This is a genomic window from Hyalangium versicolor (assembly GCF_020103695.1).
GTDB classification, from domain to species: Bacteria; Myxococcota; Myxococcia; order Myxococcales; family Myxococcaceae; genus Hyalangium; species Hyalangium versicolor.
Genome location: NZ_JAHXBF010000019.1, coordinates 119,447 through 140,902, shown reverse-complemented (window position 1 = coordinate 140,902; position 21,456 = coordinate 119,447). Strand labels below are relative to the sequence as shown.

The following is a 21,456-nucleotide window of genomic DNA, read 5'->3' as shown; positions in this document are numbered from 1 at the left end:
CACCACCAGCACGGCACGGCGCATGCCGCTGGTCTCGATGCGCACGCCGATGACGCGCAGTCCGGCCTCGGACAGGAGGGAGGACACATCGCGCGGGAGTTCTTCCTTCAGGAAGTGGGAGGCCTCGAGGGCAAAGTCGGGCTCGTACGCGGAGCCATCCTTCCAGGTGCGTTCCAGCAGGGGAGTCCAGATGCCCGTCAGCCCGGTCGTCCAGGTGCCGGTCTCGGGCTCCTGGGCACTGGACAGCGCGGGGGGCATGTACAGCCGCTCCAGCCGCGCGTGCTCCCCCAGAGGTACGACGTAGGCGAAGGTGAACTCCAGTTCCACCAACCCGTCGAAGACGCGGGTGATCACTTCCTGCTCGGTGCCCATGCCGGGCAGCCCGGTGCCCAGCTCGGCCAGCCGTTGGAGCACGGTGCGATGGCGAGCGCGGATGCTCACGTCCTGCACGAGCAGGAGGGCGTCCAGGCCATTGAGGGTGACGTTGACCTCGATGCGCCGCTCTCCGGAGGGGGTTTCCAGGAGCAGCTCGAACATCGCGGGGGTTCGTCCCCCGCGCATGCGATGCAGGAGGTGTTCCAGCAGGGCCTTGGCAGCGGGGGAGTCCCCGATCAGCTCATGGGTGGGGCGCCCGAGGACCTGTTCAGCGGGGCGCCCCAGCAGGTCCATCATCGACGCGTTGGCATAGATGAACCGTCCGTCCCGGATGACTCCAAGACAGAGGGGCATCGCGTCGAAGTGCCGGTACTGCGCGCCGGCTTCGCTGGACGTCGTCACGACCGCGCACCATCGCACCCTGGGCCCACCGAGGGGAAGCTGCCGTCCTGGCTCACTTCACCAGGTGTTGGCTCGAGTGCACGAGGCTCAGGCGCTGACGTGGGGATGGGTCTTCTCATAGGTGCCGATCAGCTGAGACTCGGCGAGCACATGGTCCTGGATGGCATCCAGGAGCTGGGTGCGAGTGGGCGAGCCCAGGTCGGGCAGGACGGTGTCCAGCGCATAGAGGCGGTAGATGTAGCGGTGGCGGCCGATAGGCGGGCAGGGGCCTCCGTAGCCGGTGCGGTCCCAGTCATTGCGGCCCTGGAGTGCGCCTCGGGGGAGGTTGTCGGGGCTGGCGCCCTCGGGCAGGTCTCTCGTTCCTGGGGGGATGTTGTAGAGGAGCCAGTGGCACCAGGTGCGCTGCGGGTGGCGCGGATCCGGCGCGTCCGGGTCTTCTACGACGAGGGCCAGGCTGCGCGTGCCATGAGGGACTTCTTCCCAGTGAAGGGGCGGGGCCTTGTCTTCTCCCTCGCAGGTGAAGGCGATGGGGATGGTCTGACCATCCTTGAAGCGGGGTGAAGTGAGGTGGAGTGGCTTCGACATGGTGTCCTCCGTCGTGCAGGGAGTCCCTCATCAAGCTGACGATGGGGACGGAGCGGCGGGGACCCTGGGGGCAGAGGGACGGGGGCTCGCGCCCCTCGCTGTGAACCGGGCCACTTCAAGAACCTGGCCTTCCAGTACCCCTAACCCGGACTGGTGCCTGGTGCCTTCTGCTCAACGGTAGCGGTTGCGCATGCCGCAGTTTCAGTGCTAAGCGGCGCGCGCGCGTGGATTCGGGCGGGGCAGGTGGAGGTCGAAACCCCAGGCTTTCCCGGGAGTTGGTGAGGCGTCCGATGGCTGAGGAGCCCAGGGAGCCCGGTAATAAGGAGAAGGAAGGCACCGAGCTGGGCTCGGGCGCCCAGCAGATGCAGGCGGCCATGCCCTACATCTCCGCGGTCTGGAAGATGGTGGGCGGGACGATGGTGGGGGTGATCGGGGGCCTGCTGCTGGACCGGTGGCTGGGGACCAAACCCTGGTTGCTGGTGGGGTTGAGCGTGGTGGGTACCGTGGTCGGCTTCTACGGGTTCCTCCATGAGATGACCCGGCTGGGGAAGAAGAAGTGAAGGATCGGGCAGGGGAGACCTTCCAGAACCACGCGATGGTGGCGGCGGGAGTGGCGGTGGTGGGCCTGGCGCTGGCGGCAGCTCTGCCGCAGACGCCGGAGAACCGGTGGCCGGCGTTGTGGGGTACGGGGTTGGCGGCGCTCACCGGGGTGGTGTCGCTGGGTCTGAAGCGCAGGGCGGTGCAGCGCAGCCTCCAGGCCGCGCTCAAGGTGGTGGGGCTGGTGTTCGCGCTCCGGGCGGTGGCGGTGGCGGCGGGGCTGTACGCGATCGTGTCGCGAGGGTTGGGGCCGTGGGGCTTCGTCGTTGGCTTCTTCGGCGTCTACTTTGTGCTGCAGTGGGTGGAGATCAGCTACGTGAACGCCGCCTCTCGGAGCGCGGCGGGCGGAGACGAGTGATGCGCAAGGCAATGGTCCTGTTCGCCAGTCTGTTCGCCGTGACCGCGCTGGCCGCGGAGGAGACGGCCGCCGCGGGCGAGCACCCCAAGGAGGACGTGGCGGGCTTCATCATGCACCACGTGTCGGACTCGCCTGAGTACGAGTTCGAGATCCCCCTGAGCCACGAAGGTGTGACCATCCACCTGCCGCAGATCCTCATCCCCTTCCACGAGGGGGCTTGCGAGGCGCCCGCGGCGGAGCACGGTGAGGCCGCGGCGGAGGGTGGCCACGGCGCGGCGCACCCGGGCCTGCTCCAGGGCTGCCTGGACCTCTCCATCACCAAGCACACGGTGATGATGTGGCTGGCGGCGGCGCTGCTCATCGGCTCCATCCTCATCTGGAGCAACCGCGACAAGTCCAAGCTGGTGCCGCGCGGGGCGGGCGCCAACCTCTTCGAGATGCTGGTGCTCTTCGTCCGGGACGAGCTGGCCATCAAGAACATCGGCAAGGAGGAGGGCCCGCGCTACGTGCCCTACCTGCTCACCGCGTTCTTCTTCATCCTCTTCATGAACATGCTGGGCCTGTTCCCCTGGATGGCCACGGCCACGGGCAACATCGCCGTCACCTGCGCCCTGGCGCTGTGCACCTTTATCCTCACGCAGCTGGCGGGCATCCGCGCGGCGGGCTTCGGCGGCTACCTGGCCCACCTCACGGGCGGCGTGCACTGGCTGCTGTGGCCCATCATGATTCCGGTGGAAATCCTGGGCCTGTTCACCAAGCCCTTCGCCCTCACGATGCGTCTGTTCGCCAACATGCTGGCGGGCCACATCGTCATCTTCTTCCTGCTCGGCCTCATCTTCATGCTGGGCAGCGCGGCGGTGGGCCTGGTGGCCGTGCCCTTCGCCATGGGCATCTACTTCCTGGAGCTCTTCGTCGCCTTCGTGCAGGCCTACGTCTTCACCATGCTCTCGGCGCTCTTCATCGGAATGGGCGTCGCCATGGGCCACCACGGTGACCACGCCCACGAGCACGGCGAGGGCCACCACGAGGGCGCCAAGAGCCACGACCACGGCCGGGCCCACGCCTAGTCCGCTCCTCCTGAGTTAGCGGGGCGCAAGCGGCACCGGCGCCCCGGAAAGAACCCGGCGATTCGAAAGGTCGCCGGAGGTAGTCCAAAAGGGACGACACGACCCCCCCACAAGCGGGTCCTACCTAGAAGAAAGAAGAAGCACTCCCATGACCAACCTCGCTCTCGCGTTCCTGTCCGCCGGCATTGGCGCCGGCCTCGCCATCATCGGTGCCGGCCTGGGCATCGGTAAGCTGGCCGCCTCCGCCATGGAGGCCACGGGCCGTCAGCCGGCCGCCGGCGGCGACATCCGCACCTCCATGATCATCGCCGCGGCGCTCATCGAAGGCGCCACGCTGTTCGCGCTGGTGATCTGCATCCTGCTCGCCACCAAGACCTAGTCGGGCCAGCAGGACCCCCAGGCCGGCGCTCGCAAATGGCGGGCGCCGCGCCGGGAAGCCGCTCCACCCTGGAGCTCGAAGTGAAGAGGCACCTACCGCCTCAGCCGCAGTGAACTTTCGCTGTACCCTCCCGCCCTTCCGCGAAGGATGACTTCGATGAACACCCTCCTCCTCGCCGCCAGCTTCCTGGAGGTCCGTCCGGGCCTCATCTTCTGGACCCTCATCACCTTCGTCCTCGTGCTCGTCGTGCTGCGCTGGAAGGCGTGGGGCCCCATCCTCTCGCTCGTCGAGGAGCGCGAGAAGCAGATCACCAGTGCCATCGAGAGCGCCAAGAAGGAGCGCGCCGAGGCCGAGAAGCTGCTGGCCGAGCAGAAGACGGCCATCGCCCAGGCCCGCCAGGAGGCCGCGGAGATGATGCGCCGCAACCAGCAGGAGGTGGAGAAGTACCGCGAGGAGCTGATGGCCAAGAGCCGCAAGGAGGCCGAGGAGTTCAAGGCCCAGGCTCGCCGCGAGATCGACGATCAGCGCACCAAGGCCGTCGCGGAGATTCGCGCCTTGGCGGTGGATCTGGCCGTCGATGTGGCGGGCAAGCTCATCAACGAGCGTCTGGATGACGCCAAGCACCGCGCGCTGGCCGAGCAGTTCGTCAAGGGCCTGCCGTCGGGCGGCACTCCGCGCGCCTAGTCCGGCTCGCCGGGAAGCAGCCCGCCGTTCGCGCTGTTCCAAGGAACCGTCATGGGTCTCTCCATCGGTATCGTCGGGCTGCCCAACGTGGGCAAGTCCACCCTCTTCAATGCGCTGTCCGCCGCTGGCGCACAGGCGGCCAACTACCCGTTCTGCACCATCGAGCCGAACGTGGGAGTGGTGCCCGTGCCGGACGAGCGGCTGGACAAGCTGTCGGCGCTCATCAAGCCGCTGAAGAAGGTGCCCACCTCACTGGAGTTCGTGGACATCGCCGGCCTGGTGCGAGGCGCGTCCAAGGGCGAGGGCCTGGGCAACCAGTTCCTGGCCAACATCCGCCAGGTGGACGCGGTGCTGCACGTGCTGCGCTGCTTCGTGGACGACAACGTCACCCACGTGGAGGGTGGCGTGGATCCGGTGCGGGATCGGGACGTCGTGGACACGGAGCTGTGCCTCAAGGACCTGGAGACCGTCGAGAAGCGCCGCGAGCGCGCCCAGCGCAACGCGAAGATGGGCGGCAAGGCGGGTGACGAGGCCAAGGCCGAGCTGGCGCTGCTGGACAAGGTCAAGGCGGGGCTGGACGCGGGCACCACGGTGCGTGGGCAGAAGCTCACGGAGGATGAGCACGCGGCCATCCGCGAGCTGTTCCTGCTGACGGACAAGCCGGTGCTGTACGTGGCGAACATCTCCGAGGGCCAGATTGGCAAGGAGGATGAGTCGCCGCACGTGCGCGCGGTGAAGGAGATGGCGGCGAAGGAGGGCGCCGAGGTGGTGGTGCTCGCCGCGGCGATGGAGGCGGAGATCCAGCAGTTGCCGGAGGAGGAGCGGCCGGGCTTCCTGGAGAGCGCCGGGCTGAGCGAGCCGGGTCTGCACAAGGTGGTGCGGGCGGGCTACAAGCTGCTGGGCCTGTTCACGTACTTCACGGTCGGCGAGCAGGAGTGCCGCGCCTGGACGATCCACCAGGGCTACAAGGCTCCTCAGGCGGCGGGCGTGATTCACTCGGACTTCGAGCGCGGCTTCATCAAGGCCGAGGTGATGCGCTGGGAGGACCTGATCAAGCTCGGCAGCGAGAGCGCGGTGAAGGAGAAGGGCCTGCTGCGCGTGGAAGGCAAGGAGTACGTCGTCCAGGACGGCGACTGCATGCACTTCCGCTTCAACGTGTAACGCAAGCGGTGCAGGCGGTCGGCTTCAGCGGCCGGGCAGCACGCCCAGTAAGCTGAGGCCGCCCGTGATGACGTCCACCAGGCCATCGTTGTTGACGTCCGCGAGCGCCACGGATTGAGCTTGGTCCGTCGAACCCCAGATGGAGGGTGCGGAGAAGCCTCCGGCGCCGTTGCCGCGCCAGATGATCACCGCATCCACTCCCGGCGCCGACACGGCGAGGTCCGCTCGTCCGTCCCCATCGAAGTCGGTCGCCTGGATCCACTCTGGCGCAAAGGTCGGAGCGTTGAAGCTCAGCGTCGACCACACGGTGGAGTCGAAGGTGCCATCGCCCCGGCCCTTGATCACCTTCACGTTATACACGCCCGTGCTGGCAGTGACCGTGACGGCGAGGTCCGGCTTTCCGTCCCGGTCAAAGTCCGCCGTAGCGAGCGCTACGCCAGCACCTGACAAGCCCTGGGTCTTCGCCGGGGTCATGAAGCCGCCGGCCCCGTTACCCAGCAGCACGCCCACTGCGGCGGAGCTGGCGCTGTTGGTCACCGCCACATCCGGCCGGCCATCCTGATTGAAGTCGGCGACGACCTCGGACTGCGGCGCACCACCCACGGTGGTCGTGGTGTAGTTGGCGAAGGTGCCGCCGCCGGTGTTGAGGCGCAGGTACACGGCATTGCCGCACGCGAGCAGGTCCAGAGCCCCGTCATTGTTGAAGTCCACCAGCCACACGCTCCGAGGCCCCACGGGATAGGTGAGATCCGCGCCCAGCTTTGTCAGGCCCCCATTCCCGTCTCCCATCAAGACGGAAATGCTGGGCGTGGAGGTGGTGTTGTTGGTCACCACCACGTCCGTATTGCCGTCGCGGTCGATGTCTCCGGTGGCAGCGAAGCTGGGGGCTGTACCCACCGCAGGAGCCGTGGAGGACAGCAGGAAGTTGCCCGTACCGTCCCCCAGCAGCAGGCTCAGCTTGTTGGTGGAGCGGTTGGTGGTCAGCACATCCGGCTTGCCGTCCTTGTTCAGGTCCACCACGGTGACACCGCGGCCAGTCACCGGCCCCGACACCGTCTGCAGCGGATAGGCCGTCGGGCCGGGCAGATCGATGCTCTTGCTGCGCAGTACGAAGACGCGGTTGTCCACGGTGAGGGTTCCCACGAGGTCGAGCAACCCATCTCCGTCCACATCGCTGCCCACCATGTCCACGATACTCGTGCCCGTGGCGGTGGACGGACCGATGGTGAACCGCCCGGTCCCCAGGCCCTTGAGCAGGATGACGCTCACATCGGTGTTGTTGCCCGCTATCACGTCCAGCTTGCCATCCTGGTCGAAGTCTCCGACAACGACACCGCGCGGATCCTTGAACTCGGGGGTGCTGGGGGTGGCGGAAGTGGTGGCGGCGGAGCCCAGGCTGCCGTCCCCCGCGCCCAACATCACGCTCACCGCGCCCACACTGCTGGGGTTGCCCACCACGACGATGTCCGGCTTGTTGTCCCCGTTGAAGTCTCCGGTGCCGATGGCTCGGGGCGTGTAGCCCGCCACGGTGTTGCCCATGCTGGTGAAGGCCGTGCTGGAACGACCGCCATTGTTGCGCAGGGCCGTGACGCTGCTACCGCCAAAGTTGGCCGTGGCGATGTCCGGCTTGCCATCTCTGTTGAGGTCCACCACCACTACGGCCTGCGGGGAGACACCCACGTTGAAGTTGAAGCTGGTGGGGAAGGTGCCATCCCCGTTGCCATACAGCACCGTCACGTTGCTCGCGGTGCTATTGGCGACCACCAGGTCCAACTTGCCATCCAGATCGAAGTCTGCGGTGGCCATCCCCTTCGGCGAGGCGCCGGTATTCCACGTGGTCGGAGTGCCGTAACCACCCACTCCGTTGTCCAGCAACACACTCACGGTGTTGGCGCTCTGGTTGGCGCTCACCAGGTCCAACCGCCCGTCTCCGTTGAAGTCTCCGGTCGTCACGCCCTGCGGGTTGAGCGCGGTGGTGCCCAGGGACACGGTGGTGAAGGCGGAGAAGCTGCCATTGCCGCGGCCCTTGGCGACGGCCAGCGCGCTGGCACCCGCCGTGGTGCCGCCCACGGCCACCACCAGATCCGGGCGGCCGTCTCCATCCAGATCCGCCACCGTGGAGGCGGCGGGCGAGGGGCTCACCTGCAAATGGAGGCCCGCGTTGAGCGCAGCCTCGCAGCGATCAGCCTGTATGCTCAGCAGCACCGCCACACCGTTGCTGGCCGGGCGGACCGCCACGATGTCCTGGCGGCCGCTGCGGTCGGCATCCAGCACCACCACCGAGGTGGCGGGGCCTCCCGCGGGCGTCACTCGCGGCGTGGTGTTCAGCGAGCCATCGCTCTTGCCGGACAGGATGAGCACATCGCTGCCCACGCCCGTCACTACCACGTCTCGGTTGCTGTCCTCGTCCATGTCCACCACGGCCAGCCCCGCGGGCTGTCCGCCGGTGGTGATGGCCGTCTGCAAGGAGAAGGTGCCGTCCCCGTTGCCGCGCGCGACACGCACCGTGCCGCTGGCGCCCAGGGCGGCCACCACATCCGGACGTGCATCCTTGTTCAGGTCCGCCACGCCGAGCGCCGTCACCCCCGCCCCCATGCCCAGCGGCGACACCGCGCCGAAGGTGCCCGAGCTGGTGCCCAGCATCACCTTCACGTCCTGCGTGGGGTCCACGAAAATGAGGTCCAACCGGGCATCGAGGTTGAGGTCCGCGGTGGCGATGGTCTGCGGCGAACCGCCCACGGTGGTGCGAGTGGGCGCGCCGAACACCCCTGCCGTCGTGGCCAGGGCGACCTCCACAGTGCCCGCCGTGCTGGTGGCAATCAGGTCCACCTTCCCATCGCGGTTGAAGTCGCCCACCACCAGGCCAGCCGTGGGGCCCTGAAGCGTGGTGGCCACAGTGGCCGCGCTGAAGGTGCCCGTACCCGTGCCCTTGAGCAGGTACACGTTGCTATTGGCCGTGCCGCCGGTCAGCACGTCCATCTTCCCGTCCCCATCCACGTCCCACACCACCAGGGCCGAGGAGGGGAATCCCACGGTGACGGGCGTCGCGGCCCCGAACGAGCCGGCGCCATCGCCCAGCAGTACCTGGAGATCGTTGGAGGTGGCGCTGCCCACCACCAGGTCCGTCTTCCCGTCATTGTTCAGGTCCGCGCGAGCCACCAGGCCCGGCGCGGTGCCCGCGGGCAGAAGGCCCAGTGCGGCGAACTGCATGCCGTTGGCCATGACGACACCATTGAGCAAGACACTGCTAGGCAGTGCACCCTGTAGCTGGGCGGTGATGCGCATGCGGATGGTGGCAGTGGACGAGGGCAGATCCGCGGTGCTGTTCCAGAGGAACGTGTGCGTGACGCCGGTGGGCGAAGTGGCCACGCCCTGCACGCCCGAGCCGGTGGTGGAGCCCGCCTGGGTGGCGCGCTTGAAGACGCCGTTCTCCTCGTATTCGACAATGACGTCGGCGCGAGAGGAGGCCGCCTGGGTCAACGTGTACTGGAGCGTCGCGCAGCTCGAGGCCGTGCTGCCCACCAGCACCGGGTTGATCACCTGGGCGGGAGGCCGCAGGAAGGTGACTGTGGCGATGCCCGTCTTGCCCGCGCCTGTGGCGGTCACCGTCTTGACGCCCGTGACGGTGGAACTCAAGCCGGCGATGCGCTGGCCGTTGGCGTCCGTGTTGCCGTCTCCCGGGTTGAAGATGTTGCCCGAACCCGTCGCGGTGAAGGTGATGGCCACGTTGGGCACGCGGTTGCCGAAGGAGTCCTCGACGGTGGCCGTCAGCGTCGTCTTGTCCGTGCCGTTGGCCTCCAACTGCGTGGGCACAGCCACCAGGTTGAGGGTGGAGACAGGGCCCGCCACGAAGGTGACGGTGGCGGTCGGCAGCGTGAGCGAAGCCGCCGTGGCATCGACGTTCTTCACCTCGGCCGTGGTGGAGCGCAGCTTCGCGACGAACTTGCCATCCGTGCCGGAGGTGCCGCTGGACGCAGTGAGCGTGTTGTTCACGCCCGAGACGGCGAGGACCACCGACTGATTCGGCACCGGATTGCCGTAGGAGTCCTTCACGGTGACGGTGATGGTGGCCTCGGCGACGTTATCCGCCGCCAGGCTGGCGGGAGCCACCGTGAGCGTGGAGGTCAGCAGGGAAGGTGTGCCGGCGATGACGCTGAACAGCCCGCTCACGCCATCGCTCAGGCCCACCGAGGTGGCCCGCAGCGAGTAGCCGGTGCCGGCCTGCCGGACGAACAGGTCATCGAAGGTGGCCATACCGGCGACCGCCGCCCGAGACACCGTGCCGCCCAGGGTGGCGCCGCTGGACGTCGGTTCCACCGCGAGCGCGATCGTGGCGGTGGAGCCGGTCGCCCGGTTGCCCAGGGTATCGAGAGCCTCCACCTTGACTGCGGGCGTCATGGTTTGTCCGGCCACCGTTTGCGTAGGCGGCTGGGTGACGAAGGCGAGCTTCACGGCGGGGCCGGGGACGAAAGTCACCTGCGGTTGCGGTGAGACCGCTGTGCCATTCACGGTGGCGGAGATCGTCTTGACCTCGGCCTTGAAGGACTTGAAGGTGGAGCTGAAGGTACCATTCATGCCCGTGGAGCCGCTGGCTGCCGACAGCACGTTGCCGCTGCCCGTGACGGTGAAGGCCACGGCCTGACTGAACACCGGGTTGTCGAAGGCATCGCGCACGGTGGCAGTGATGGTGGTGAAATCCGTGACGTCGGCGGTGACGGTGCTCTTGCTGATCTCCACGAGGGTCCTCATGAGATCCGCCGGTCCTGCGATGATATTGAACAGGGTGCTGACCGCACTGGCTAGGCCTGTGGCGGTGGCGCGCAGCGTGTAGGCCGTGCCTGCCTTCCTCACGCTCAGGTCACTGAAGCTGACCAGACCCGAAACCACAGCCTTCGTGGTGGTGCCGCCGAGCGTGGCTCCGCTGGCCGCCGGCTCCAGCGCCAGCATCACACTGAGCGTGGACACGGTGACGCGGTTGCCCTGGGCATCGTGCACCTCTACCTGCACAGCGGGCGTCATCGTCTGCCCGGCGCCAGTCTGCGCAGGAGGCTGAACCACGAAGGCCAACCGGGTGGCCGGGCCTGCGATGAACGTCACCTGCGGTTGCGACGAGGCCGCCGTGCCATTCACGGTGGCGGAGACGGTCTTGACCTCGGCCTTGATGGACTTGAGCGTGGAACTGAACGTGCCATTCGTGCCCGTAGTGCCGCTGGCCGCGGACAGCGTGTTGCTGGTGCCCGAGACCGTGAGGGCCACGGCCTGACCGGACACCGGGTTGTCGAAGGAGTCCCGCGACGTGACCGTGATGGTGGTGGAGTCCGTGCCATCGGCCGTCACCGTGGCCTTGCTGAGCTCCACGAGGGTCCGCGAGAGATCCACGGGCCCGGCGGTGATATCGAAGGCCGTGCTGACCGCATCGCTAAGACCCGTGGCGGTGGCGCGCAGCGTGTAGCCCGTGCCCGTCTTCTGCACCTTCAGGTCGCTAAAGCTGGCCACGCCCGAAGCGAGCGCCTTGGTGGTGGTGCCGCCAAGCGTGGCGCCACTGGCCACCGGCTCGATCGCCAGCGTCACGCTGAGCATGGATGAAGTGACCCGATTGCCCTGGGCATCCAGCGCCTCCACCTGCACGGCGGGAGTCATCGTCTGCCCGGCGCCGGTTTGCCCGGGCGGATTGACGACGAACGCCAACCGGGTGGCAGGACCCGCGACGAACGTCACCTGCGGCTGCGGCGAGACCGGAGAGCTGTTCAGCGTGGCAGAGACTGTCTTGCTCTCCGCCTTGGTGGACTTGAGCGTGGCGGTGAACGTGCCATTCGTGCCCGTGGTGCCACTGGCCGCCGACAGCGTGTTGAGGGTGCCTGACACAGCCAGACCCACCGTCTGGCCGGACACCGGATTATCGAAGGAGTCCCGAGACGTCACGGTGATGGTGGTGGAGTCCGTGCCATCCGCCGTCACCGTGGTCTTGCTCACCTGGACAAGCGTCCTCGTGAGATCCACCGGCCCAGCCGTGATGTCGAAGGCCGTGCTGACCGCGTCCGTGAGGCCCGCAGCGGTGGCGCGCAGCGTGTAGCCCGTCCCTGCCTTCTGCACATTCAGATCACTGAAGCTGACCAGCCCAGAAGCCAGCGCCTTCGTCGTGGTGCCACCGAGTGTGGCGCCACTGGCCACCGGCTCCAGCGTCAGCGTGACGTTGGCGCTGGCGGAAGTCACCCGGTTGCCCTGGGCATCGAGTACCTCGACCTGCACCGCAGGAGCCAGAGTCTGTCCGGCCACCGTCTGCGTGGGCGGTTGGACCACGAACGACAGCCGCGAACCCGAGCCCGAAACGAACGTCACCTGCGGCTGCGGCGAGACCGCCGTGCCATTCACGGTGGCGGTGATCGTCTTGACCTCAGCCTTGGTGGACTTGAGCGTGGCGCTGAAAGTGCCATTCGGACCCGTGGTGCCACTGGCCGCCGACAGCGTGTTGCTGGTCCCCGACACCGTCAGCCCCACGGCTTGGTTCGATGCGGGGTTGTCGAAGGAGTCTCGCGACGTCACGGTGATGGTGGTGAAGTCCGTGCCATCGGCCGTCACCGTGGTCTTGCTCACCTGGACGAGCGTCCGCGTGAGATCCACCGGCCCGGCCGTGATGTCGAAGGCCGTGCTGACCGCATCGGTGAGGCCCGCAGCGGTAGCGCGCAGCGTGTAGCCCGTACCCGCCTTCTGCACATTCAGATCACTGAAGCTGGCCAGACCCGAAGCCAGAGCCTGGGTGGTGGTGCCGCCAAGCGTGGCGCCACTGGCAACCGGCTCCAGCTTCAACATGACGTTGGCGCTGGCCGAGATGACGCGGTTGCCCTGGATATCGAGCACCTCCACCTCGACCGCAGGCGCCAAGGTCTGCCCGGCCACCGTCTGCGCGGGCGGCGAAACCACGAACGCCAGCCGCGAACCCGAGCCCGAGACAAACGTCACCTGCGGTCGCGGCGAGACCGCCGTGCCATTCAGCGTGGCGGAGACAGTCTTGACCTCGGCCTTGGTGGACTTGAGCGTGGCGCTGAACGTGCCATCCGAACCCGTATTGCCGCTGGCCGCCGACAGCGTGTTGCTGGTGCCCGACACCGTCAGCCCCATGGCTTGGTTCGAGACCGCGTTGTCGAAGGAGTCCCGGGACGTGACCTTGATGGAGGTCGAGTCCGTGCCATCGGCCGTCACCGTGGTCTTGCTGACCTCGACCAGAGTCCGCGAGAGGTCCACCGGCCCAGCGCTGACATCGAATGCCGTGCTGACGGCATCGAAGAGGCCCGTGGCGGTGGCGCGCAGCGTGTAGCCCATGCCTGTTTTCTGCACCTTCAGGTCGCTGAAGTTGGCGACGCCCAAAACGAGCGCCTTCGAGGTGGTGCCGCCGAGTGTGGCGCCACTGGTCACCGGATCGAGTACCAGCGAGACATTGCCATTGGCCGAAGTGACGCGGTTGCCCTGGGAGTCGAGCACCTCCACCTGCACCGCGGGCGCCAGGGTCTGCCCGGCCACCGTCTGCGCGGGCGGCTGGACCACGAAGGACAGTCGCGAAGCCGTGGCCGAGACGAAGTTCACCTGCGGCTGCGGAGACACCGCCGTGCCGTTCAGCGTGGCAGAGACGGTCTTGATCTCAGCCTTGGTGGACTTGAGGGTGGCGCTGAAAGTGCCGCCTGAGTCGGTGGTACCACCGACCGGAGATAGAGTATTTCTACTCCCCGACACCATCACTCCCACGCTCTGCTCTGAGACAGAGTTGTCGAAGGAGTCGCGCGAGGTCACCGTGATGGCCGTAGAGTCTGACCCGTCCGCTGTCACCGAGGCCTTGCTGACCTGGACGAGCGTCCTCGTGAGATCCACTGGGCCCGCAGTGACATCGAAAGGAGTACTGACCGCCTCGGTGAACCCCGGAGCCGTGGCGTGCAGCGAGTAGCCGATGCCGGCCTGCTGGAGCAGTAGATCATCGAAGTAGGCCACGCCCCCGACTACCGCCCGCGACGAGGTGCCACCCAGAGTGGCTCCATAGGCTACCGGTTCCAGGCTGAGTTCAATCGCAGTGGTGGAGTCGGTGACCCGGTTGCCCTGGGCATCGAGCATTTCTACCTGCACCAAAGGCAGTGGACCCTTATGGGCGGCGAATCGAGCTGGGAGAGAGGTGACGAAGTGCAAGCGCCTTGAGACGCCAGGGACAAATGTGACGGAGAGCCCTTGGATGAGTTCGGTATTCTCCAGGGTGGCGTGGACTTCCTTGAGCCCCACCTGCGTGGAGGTGAGCTCTGCGGTCAAAATCCCGTTCGCATCGGTAGTCTCCCTGCCTGCGGAGATACTTTCGCCATCGCTGGACAAGCTGATGTCTATCTCCTGCCCAGCCACTGGATTGCCGTAGACATCCCTCACGGTGAGAGTGAGAACAGCAGAGTCCACGCCGTCCGCCGTGACGATCGTCTTGCTCAACGTCCCTGTGGCAGCAGGGTAACAGCGCACGGGATGGTTCCGGCAGAAGTGAGCCAAGGACTCATTGAAATCCATGCACCCCGAGAGGCCGATGAGCAGTGTTGTTGCCAGGATTGCTAGAGCGCTCCGGTGCTCTCGTGTTGTTCTCATGGCCATCTCCCATAAAGAAATGCGGAGGTGCCGTCGGCTCCCACTCCAAGGTGGGCTGCTTCGCATCGCGGTCCTAGGACATACAGACCTGCAGCGATTCCCAGGCCTGTGAGCCCCGCGCCCATGAGCCCGAACCCTACGGTCTGATAGGTCCGGCCACGTGCAGCGCTGCTCTTTGCCTCATCGAGATTGCGCAGGCGGGTCTTGGGGTCCTCGATCTCGGAATATCTGCTCTTGGCCAGGCCGTAGAAGAGTCCACCGGAAACCAGGAGCACTCCACCCGAGATCGCAGGCACGAGAACGCGTGCAGCTGTGGTTCCCCTCGGTGCTTTCTTCAGCTCAATGGCAGGGTGGCTTTCTGGAGGGACCGATGTGTTCGCTGGAGCAGCATCCTGAGGCATTACAAGCTGCGGAGCCTCCTTTGCCGCGAAGGGCTCCTGAATGGAAGGTGTAGAGCTCTGGCTCGGTAGTGGAGTGGCCGAGAGAGGGGCTGTTGCTGGCTGCGCATCGGGCTGGGCAGGAGGTATCGACAGCGGGAGTTGCGACTGGGGCTTCTCCTGAGATTGCTCAGCCCGAGCAGCCAGAGAGGCTTGTTCAGAGCGGCTACGCGCCTGCTGGCGGACCTCCTGGCGGTTCAACTCGAAGAGAATGATCCCCTCGTAGAGCAGGCTCGAGACAGCGTCATCGTTCGACAGAGCGTTCTGCCGCGCTCGTTCGAGTTCAGCCAGCGCACGCTCATAGCCCAGGCTCTCGTAGAAGGTTCGAGCCCTGTCGAGATGGGTTCGAGTCTGGCTCTGCTTCCTGGCAGCAGCCACCGAGGGAAGGAGAATCAGGACGAGCAGGATGACAAGGCGCGACTGACTCGCGCGATGTTGCTGCTGAAGCGTTCTGAGGGGGTTGCTGGAGAGAGGGGCAGTCTGGGATGCGGGTGAACTCGAAGACTTGGGGGGCATCATGAGGATCCATCCCCGTGTCTGGGCACGAGGGACGCCTTCTCGCCAGCACCACGGGAGTGGAAGGCGCTCCGAACCGAGAGCACGTCAGAACGCAGGACAACGTCTGCGGCTCACCAAGTTAGAAAAGGAGCTGTAGCGCGGCGATACCACCCACGGGGTATCCCCGTGGTGAGCGTGAAGAGCCTCACGGCCGAGTGGCCGCTCAGAGGTGCCCGCGTTGGCGGATGTAGAACCAGAAGGCCGTGACAGCCACCGCGATCAGCGTATTGAGGATCGCGGAGCGGCGGTGACGGCCTTCTTCGTCCGGGTAGAGCAGGGCCAGCGCCCACTCGCTCCCCAGACGCAGCACCAGGAACGCGACGATGAACACGGGCCCGAGCGCCGGAGACGCCACGCCGGGCTTGAGCGTCACCGCCAGCGCGCCGATGAGCGCCACGGTGCCGAGCATTCGCGAGATCACCAGCCACGGGGGATAGGAGCGAGTCGTCGTCACGGGCATACCCTATTGCGCGATCGGCTCCAGGACGACACGAATCGTGTCCACGTAGAGCGCCGTGGTCCCCTCGAAGCCCGAGTCCGTGCCGAGCAGCAACCAGAGCCGGCCCTCGCCGTCCGAGTTGATCCGGAAGGGGTTTGCACGGTTGTCTCTCGTGATGCGCCGGTACGTCGGGTGGGTGCAGTCCGTCGAGCCATTGGCGATGTTGCCCACCACCTGTGCGTTGGCGCCGCCCCCGGACTGGTTCCCCTTGTCCACATTGATGCGGTAGTGGCCGGACTCGTCCGTCACGCGCGCCGGCTCAACGGCGGCAGCGCCTACCTTCAGGAACACACTCTCTCCCGGAGCGCCGCCGATGCCCGCGCAACCCGTGGACGCGTCGCTAGCCAGCTCCAGCTCGAACGTGAGGGAGTACGGAGAGTCAGGACTCAGGTCGTTCACCGGATGCGTGACGAACATGAACAGGTCATCGCTCACGTTCCTGCCCGAGAGCAGCAGCGCTCCGCCCATGATCCCTGTCTCGGTGGGCAACTCGCGTTGTTCGAAGGTGAAGGCCACTTGATCTTCCTGGCCCGGGGCCAGATCCGTGAAGCCGCCCGTCCAACCTTGCAGGCTCCCATCGAAGGTGAAGAGCAGATCGCGGCGCCCGGGGTCGTCGGGCTCGAGATCCTCGGAGCAGGCCGTACACAGGCTCAGCCCCAGGACCAGGCTCAGCAGCAGTGCGCGTGAAGAGAGGGTGGGCAAGGAGTCCTCCATCGAGAGATGGAATCTGGGGGCCGGAACGGAGGGATGGGAGCGCTCCGCGCGAGACGGTGACTGCCGGTGAACGCTCGCTGCGGGAGTGTGCATCCCAGCGCTCGGTCCGTCGAGTGCTCTGCTCCCAGCCTCATGCGTCCGGAGAGCGGCTCCTCGGGGGCTGCTCCACGTACCTCGCACGGGGGCGCAACAGGTGTCCCTGTTCGCGCTGCTCCAGCACATGGGCCACCCAGCCCGCCGCGCGTCCCACCCCGAACACCGCCGCCGCCGCTCCCGGAGGAAGCCCCAGTGCCGCCGAGAGCGCCACCAGCCCGAAGTCCACCGCGGGCGGCGGATGCCCCGCTTCGGCCATGGCCTCCATCACCGCGCGCACCACCCGCACCGCCGAGGGCTCGGGCCGTACCGCCCATGCCATCTCCAACACGGGCGGAGTCCGCGGATCTCCGTCCGGGTAGAGCTGGTGTCCGAAGCCCGGGACGGACTCGCCTCGTCGCAGCCGCTCGCGCACCACGGTGGCTGCGCGCTCTGGACGCCGGACCTCCTGCATCATCGCCTCGATGCGATCGCAGGCTCCTCCGTGCTTCGGCCCCGAGAGCGCCGCCAGCGCTGCGCTCACACATGCGTAAAGGTCCGCCCCAGAGGAGGCCGTCACGCGTGCCGTGAAGGTGGACACGTTCAGCTCATGGTCCGCGCACAGCACCAGCGCTCGATCGAGCGGCGCTGTGGCCTGTTTCACCTCCACGCCCCACGCCCGTGCCATCGAGGCCGCCACCGTCTCCTCCTTCAGCGCCTGGGCCACCCGGGTGGCTCCTTGGGCTCCGCCCACCCACGCTCCGAGCTGGCGCAGCACGCGCCGGGCTCGCATGCGCTCCTGCTCAGGCGGCGAGGCGAAGCGTGCCGGATCCGAGGCACCCAGCATGGGTACCATCGCCGACAGCACCGTCAGCGGCGGAGCATCTCGTGGCAGCAACCCCACCAATGAGGACGGAGGGAACGGCAGCTCCGGCGCAGGCCACCGGACGGGTGCGCTCGGCAGCTCACCAGTCCATAGCAGCTCCGCCACCTGCTCGAAGGAGCGCCCCTGCACCGCCAGCTCCACTGCCAGGTGCCCGCGATACGCCAGCCCATCCGAGTCGATCCGGGAGACGGATGAGTCGATGACCGGCTCGCCCCAGCGCAATGCGCCCGAGGCCACCGCCGCGTGCCCCGCCCGAGCGTCATGCCGCGCCTTCAGCCGCTCCAGATCCATGCGGACGTAGCGGTTCTCCTTGGTCCCCGGCTCGGGGACGCACCGCACGAGCCCTCGGCTCACGTACGTGTAGAGCGTCGCCCGCTTCACACCCAGCAGTGCCGACGCCTCGGCCGCCGACATGAGTTCCTCATCTCGATGGTCGAATCGAGATTGAGACCGGCCTCCGCTCCGCTTCACCATGTCTCTCGCAGCCTCCGGAAGTGGATTGTCGACTCGACTTGATGCCTTGTCGAGATGAGTCCCGGAAGCAGCGGGAGGACGTGTCATGCAGGTGGACTTCGGACGGACGTCGGATGACTACGCGAAGCACCGTGCGGGCTTCCCTGAAGCCTTCTTCGCGCGTCTTGCGAAGGAGGGAGTGGTGCGCCCAGGTCTGCGCGCCGTGGACTTCGGCACAGGCACGGGTACGGTGGCCCGGGGGCTCGCACGGCGTGGGTGCACGGTGACGGGCCTCGACATCTCCGAGCCCATGCTGGAAGCGGCTCGGAGGCTCGCCGTCCAGGAGGAGCTCTCCGTCGAGTTCCGGCGAGGCTCGGCTGAGCGCACGGAGCTGCCCTCCGGTGCGTTCGAGCTCGTCACCGCCGGACAGTGCTGGCACTGGTTCGATCGCTCCGCCGCAGCTCTGGAGGCCATGCGCCTGCTCGTGCCTGGGGGACGGCTCGTCATCGCCCACTTCGACTGGGTCATGTCTCCCGGCAACGTGGTGGAGGCCACCGAGGCCCTCATGGAGGAGTTCAACCCCGGGGCGCAGCTCCCGCAGTACCGTTACGGGCACAACGTCGGCCTGTACCCGGAGTGGTTCCACGACGCGAAGTCCGCAGGTTATGTCCGCCTGGAGTCCTTCTCCTTCGACGTGGAGGTGCCGTACACCCACGAGAGCTGGCGAGGCCGTGTCCGCGCGAGCGCCAAGGTGGGTGGCTCGCTCCCCCAGGAGCAGGTCGCCCGCTTCGACGACGCCTTCGCCACGCTCCTCGCCCGGCGGTTTCCCGAGGACCCTCTCTCCATTCCCCACCGCGTCTTTGCCCTTCTGGCGACACGCCCCTGAGCTGGCGTGGTGAGGCGAGGACACCGGATCCGCCGGTGGTAGGGTGCGCGGTATGGCTTCCCTGCCCGACCTGCTCGCCCGAGAGCGGCTCCTGAAAGACCGCACGGCCGCCACCGAGGTGTTCGTCCCCGGCGAGCCCCCGGAGGTGTCCCTCCTGCGCCTGTGCGACGCGGGCCTCCTGCACGGGGGCCTCTCCGTCGCGCTGGGGGTGCGGCCAGATGAGCTCGTGGGCCCGCTCACCCAGGCCATGGGCGGAGCCGCCCGGGGCTTCAAGCTCGTGGACGTCCGGGAGCGGCACACGCTGGAGCTGCATGTTCTCGTCGGCGAGAACACCGAGCGCTGGGAGGTGGAGGACCTGAGCGCGCTCGTCCACAACCTGAATGATCTCTACCGCGAGGCGCCCGATGTCCGCGCCATCGCCGTGCTCGGCGAGTGGGCCGATGCGCTCCAACTGCTGTGCGTGGACAAGCGCGCCCTGCCTCGCCTGCTGCGCCAGCCCTTTTTCGCCCCCGTGAACGCGCGCTATCTCACGCAGATCGCCGAGGGCACGCGGGGAACCTGACCCCAAGGCTCGACCTCCCTTGCCAAGGTGGGGCACCATGTCCCCATGCGCATCCAACTCTTCCTGCTGGGCTTGTTCGTCTCGGGAGCAGCGCTGGCTGAACCGGACACCTTCGGGCTGGGGACCGGCAAGGACAGCTCCTTGGGGGTGGATGCCCCGGGCACGGTCATCAACGTCTACAGGCTGCTCACCGTCAACGCCGCGGCGGGAACGACAGTTCTGACCCTCAACAACAACAACGGCAAGGTCTTCGATGTGGGAGACCTGGTGCTCGTGCATCAGTCCACGGGCCTGTCGTCCCCGCCTGCCTCGGGGAACCAGCAGACCATCGACTTGGGCGGCACCGCCGTGGGGAGATTCGAGTATGCGCGCGTGGCGTCCCTGCGTGACACCAGCCTGGAGCTGACCGCGCCGCTTCAGTACAGCTACGCGGCGAACGTGACGCAGGTGGTCAGCGTCCCCGAGTACACGACTCTCCGGGTGGGTTCGACGGGTTCCATCAGGGCCACGCCCTGGAATGGGAGCGTGGGGGGCATCGTGGCGTTCCTGGCCAACGGACAGGTGACGCTGAGCGGTGCCATCACCGCGGATGGGGCGGGCTTTCGCGGCGGCGCGTTCATCAACCACTCGGGCCGGGACAACTGCAGCCAGCTCGATCAGGGGGCTGGGAACGGCGGCTCCTATAAAGGAGAGAGCGTGGTGGCCGGGCGCTTCGGCACGGCGGCCGGGCGAGGCAACCTGGCCAACGGTGGCGGCAGCGGCGTGTGTCACAACTCCGGCGGCGCTGGAGGAGGCCACTCCGGCTTGGGAGGCAAGGGTGGCTACACCTACGAGACCCCTCATGACACGGGCGGTCTGGGAGGCACGCGCCTGAGCTACCTGCCCTACGAGCACCTCGTCTTCGGAGGCGGAGGCGGAGGCGGAGGCGGTCATGTGGATGGAAACACGACGGGCGGTGCCGGAGGCGGAGTGATCATCATCCGCGCGGCGGAAGTCACAGGGACAGGGCAGTTCAGCGTGACGGGAAGCGCAGGGACCTTCACCGCGTCTTCCATCGATGACGGAGCCGGAGGCGGCGGCGCGGGAGGCGCCATCTCCGTTCGAACCGCTCGAGGGCTGAGCTGCACCCTGGCACGGGCCTCGGGAGGAGTCGGCGGTGATACCCGGCACCCCACCGAGCATTCCGGCCCTGGCGGTGGCGGCGGTGGGGGCTTCATCTTCCTCCAGGGCAATCCCATCAGCTGCCCCGCCTCGGTGGTGGCCGGGTTCCCCGGGCAGTCGACGTCCTCGGGCGACACCTACGGGGCGGGCCCGAGCGCCGTCGACGGGGGCACCTCCTATGGGGGCCAGCAGTCGTATGAGGTGCCCTATCAGGTGCCTGCCACGCCCACGCTGACCCAGCCTGAGGATGGGGCCACGGGCCTGTCGCAGCGTCCGCACATCGAGGGTACTTCGGATCCGGGAGTGATCATCCATCTGTTCCTGGACGGTGTGGCCTACACCCAGGTGGTCGCGGGCAGCGCGGGCGTGTTCACGTATGAGCCCTCTTCGGACCTGGTGTTGGGCGGCCACACGCTGCAGGCCTCGGCGGAGGTGTTCGGCGCCTACAGCCTCCCGTCCACCGTCAACCAGTTCGATGTGGGAGAGGCTCCGGGAGATGGTGGCACCTCGGACGGAGGCACGACCTCGGATGGAGGTTCCACCCAGGATGGAGGCTTCACCCAGGATGGCGGTGTCTCGGGCGATGCGCCCATCCTGGTCGTGCCCCAGGAGAACGAAGTCGTGGAGGCTCTGACGTTGTTCGCGGGCATGAGCCCCAGCGGCGCCTCCGTGAGCATTGAGGTAGATGGCGCCGAGGTGGCCCATGTGAAGCTGGATGATCAGCGGCGCTTCCGCTACACGCTCACCGCCGAGCAGAAGCTCGCTCCGGGTGCTCACACCGCCGTCATCCGCTCGTGGGACAAGAGCGGCGCAGAGGGCCCCTCTTCCAGCACGACGCACTTCGAGGTAGGGACCTCCGAGTCGCCCGAGGCCGGTTGTGGCTGTGGCGCCTCTCCCGGGGCGGGGCTCGGAGCCCTGGTGCTCCTGCTCGGACTGGGCGCGGCGAGGCTGCGGCGGAGCGAATAGACGGGATGTCGGGCGCTGCGGAAGGCTCCTCGTTATGTTGGGAGCCT

General features: G+C 67.4%; 15 protein-coding genes and 2 pseudogenes. 9 read left to right on the top strand and 8 right to left on the bottom strand.

What is annotated here, in order from left to right; translation table 11 throughout:
• Positions 1-438: 438 nt before the first annotated feature.
• Together KY501_RS54385 and KY501_RS34680 are read right to left on the bottom strand one after the other, a co-directional pair.
• Positions 439-729, bottom strand: a pseudogene (locus KY501_RS54385) (PAS domain-containing protein); the annotation flags it as partial.
• A gap of 135 nt (positions 730-864) precedes the next feature.
• Positions 865-1,362 carry a YbhB/YbcL family Raf kinase inhibitor-like protein gene (locus KY501_RS34680; protein ID WP_224367983.1) on the bottom strand — a complete coding sequence of 166 codons (498 nt, stop codon included), beginning with the start codon at positions 1,360-1,362 and terminating at the stop codon, positions 865-867.
• Between the two features lie 290 nt (positions 1,363-1,652).
• On the opposite strand from KY501_RS34680, the gene KY501_RS34675 reads away from it, so the two are divergent.
• From KY501_RS34675 to ychF, 6 genes are all read left to right on the top strand, one after another.
• On the top strand, positions 1,653-1,922 hold the full coding sequence (locus tag KY501_RS34675; protein WP_224367982.1) for an AtpZ/AtpI family protein: 270 nt from the start codon (positions 1,653-1,655) through the stop codon (positions 1,920-1,922).
• Entirely contained in the window at positions 1,919-2,317 is a 399-nt protein-coding gene (locus KY501_RS34670; RefSeq protein ID WP_224367981.1) for a hypothetical protein, read from the top strand. Before KY501_RS34675 ends, KY501_RS34670 begins: the two co-directional genes overlap by 4 nt.
• A complete protein-coding gene (gene atpB / locus KY501_RS34665) occupies positions 2,317-3,384 on the top strand; it encodes a F0F1 ATP synthase subunit A (RefSeq protein ID WP_224367980.1) in 1,068 nt (355 codons plus the stop codon). The genes KY501_RS34670 and atpB overlap by 1 nt, the downstream gene beginning before the upstream one ends.
• A 148-nt stretch (positions 3,385-3,532) precedes the next feature.
• A complete protein-coding gene (locus KY501_RS34660) occupies positions 3,533-3,763 on the top strand; it encodes an ATP synthase F0 subunit C (protein WP_224240070.1) in 231 nt (76 codons plus the stop codon).
• A 156-nt stretch (positions 3,764-3,919) separates the two neighbouring features.
• On the top strand, positions 3,920-4,447 hold the full coding sequence (gene atpF, locus KY501_RS34655) for a F0F1 ATP synthase subunit B (RefSeq protein WP_224367979.1): 528 nt from the start codon (positions 3,920-3,922) through the stop codon (positions 4,445-4,447).
• Positions 4,448-4,498: 51 nt separating this feature from the next.
• Positions 4,499-5,608, top strand: coding sequence for a redox-regulated ATPase YchF (gene ychF, locus KY501_RS34650; RefSeq protein ID WP_224367978.1), 1,110 nt, complete (start codon positions 4,499-4,501; stop codon positions 5,606-5,608).
• Positions 5,609-5,632: 24 nt separating this feature from the next.
• Here ychF and KY501_RS34645 read toward each other — a convergent pair whose 3' ends face one another.
• The 6 genes and pseudogenes from KY501_RS34645 to KY501_RS34620 all read right to left on the bottom strand — a co-directional run bounded on the left by KY501_RS34645 (position 5,633) and on the right by KY501_RS34620 (position 17,855).
• A complete protein-coding gene (locus KY501_RS34645) occupies positions 5,633-13,708 on the bottom strand; it encodes an FG-GAP-like repeat-containing protein (RefSeq protein WP_224368155.1) in 8,076 nt (2,691 codons plus the stop codon).
• 96 nt (positions 13,709-13,804) lie between these two features.
• Positions 13,805-14,140: pseudogene (locus KY501_RS54380) on the bottom strand (Ig-like domain-containing protein); the annotation flags it as partial.
• A 71-nt stretch (positions 14,141-14,211) separates the two neighbouring features.
• A complete protein-coding gene (locus KY501_RS34635) occupies positions 14,212-15,171 on the bottom strand; it encodes a hypothetical protein (protein WP_224367977.1) in 960 nt (319 codons plus the stop codon).
• Positions 15,172-15,373: 202 nt separating this feature from the next.
• Positions 15,374-15,664: a hypothetical protein gene (locus KY501_RS34630; RefSeq protein ID WP_224367976.1), complete on the bottom strand. Its 291-nt coding sequence runs from the start codon at positions 15,662-15,664 to the stop codon at positions 15,374-15,376.
• Positions 15,665-15,673: 9 nt separating this feature from the next.
• Positions 15,674-16,411, bottom strand: a complete 738-nt coding sequence (locus tag KY501_RS34625) for a hypothetical protein (protein WP_224367975.1) — start codon at positions 16,409-16,411, stop codon at positions 15,674-15,676.
• 142 nt (positions 16,412-16,553) lie between these two features.
• Positions 16,554-17,855, bottom strand: coding sequence for a citrate/2-methylcitrate synthase (locus tag KY501_RS34620; RefSeq protein ID WP_224367974.1), 1,302 nt, complete (start codon positions 17,853-17,855; stop codon positions 16,554-16,556).
• Between the two features lie 85 nt (positions 17,856-17,940).
• Between KY501_RS34620 and KY501_RS34615 the strand changes: the two genes are divergently transcribed.
• Genes KY501_RS34615 through agmC form a run of 3 tightly spaced genes read left to right on the top strand, consistent with a single transcriptional unit; the run spans position 17,941 to position 21,409 of the window.
• Complete coding sequence (locus KY501_RS34615) at positions 17,941-18,720, top strand: class I SAM-dependent methyltransferase (RefSeq protein ID WP_224367973.1); 780 nt, start codon at positions 17,941-17,943, stop codon at positions 18,718-18,720.
• Between the two features lie 52 nt (positions 18,721-18,772).
• A complete protein-coding gene (locus tag KY501_RS34610; RefSeq protein WP_224367972.1) occupies positions 18,773-19,282 on the top strand; it encodes a hypothetical protein in 510 nt (169 codons plus the stop codon).
• Between the two features lie 45 nt (positions 19,283-19,327).
• On the top strand, positions 19,328-21,409 hold the full coding sequence (gene agmC, locus KY501_RS34605) for an adventurous gliding motility protein AgmC (RefSeq protein WP_224367971.1): 2,082 nt from the start codon (positions 19,328-19,330) through the stop codon (positions 21,407-21,409).
• Positions 21,410-21,456 lie beyond the last annotated feature (47 nt).

Excerpts from the sequence above, each read along its gene's own strand:
- KY501_RS34660 (WP_224240070.1), top strand. The coding sequence starts at position 3,533 with ATGACCAACCTCGCTCTCGCGTTCCTGTCCGCCGGCATTGGCGCCGGC.
- KY501_RS34645 (WP_224368155.1), bottom strand. The coding sequence starts at position 13,708 with ATGCTCGATGCCCAGGGCAACCGGGTCACCGACTCCACCACTGCGATT.
- ychF (WP_224367978.1), top strand. The coding sequence starts at position 4,499 with ATGGGTCTCTCCATCGGTATCGTCGGGCTGCCCAACGTGGGCAAGTCC.
- KY501_RS34615 (WP_224367973.1), top strand. The coding sequence starts at position 17,941 with ATGCAGGTGGACTTCGGACGGACGTCGGATGACTACGCGAAGCACCGT.
- KY501_RS34675 (WP_224367982.1), top strand. The coding sequence starts at position 1,653 with ATGGCTGAGGAGCCCAGGGAGCCCGGTAATAAGGAGAAGGAAGGCACC.
- atpF (WP_224367979.1), top strand. The coding sequence starts at position 3,920 with ATGAACACCCTCCTCCTCGCCGCCAGCTTCCTGGAGGTCCGTCCGGGC.
- agmC (WP_224367971.1), top strand. The coding sequence starts at position 19,328 with ATGCGCATCCAACTCTTCCTGCTGGGCTTGTTCGTCTCGGGAGCAGCG.
- KY501_RS34680 (WP_224367983.1), bottom strand. The coding sequence starts at position 1,362 with ATGTCGAAGCCACTCCACCTCACTTCACCCCGCTTCAAGGATGGTCAG.
- atpB (WP_224367980.1), top strand. The coding sequence starts at position 2,317 with ATGCGCAAGGCAATGGTCCTGTTCGCCAGTCTGTTCGCCGTGACCGCG.
- KY501_RS34610 (WP_224367972.1), top strand. The coding sequence starts at position 18,773 with ATGGCTTCCCTGCCCGACCTGCTCGCCCGAGAGCGGCTCCTGAAAGAC.
- KY501_RS34635 (WP_224367977.1), bottom strand. The coding sequence starts at position 15,171 with ATGATGCCCCCCAAGTCTTCGAGTTCACCCGCATCCCAGACTGCCCCT.
- KY501_RS34620 (WP_224367974.1), bottom strand. The coding sequence starts at position 17,855 with ATGGTGAAGCGGAGCGGAGGCCGGTCTCAATCTCGATTCGACCATCGA.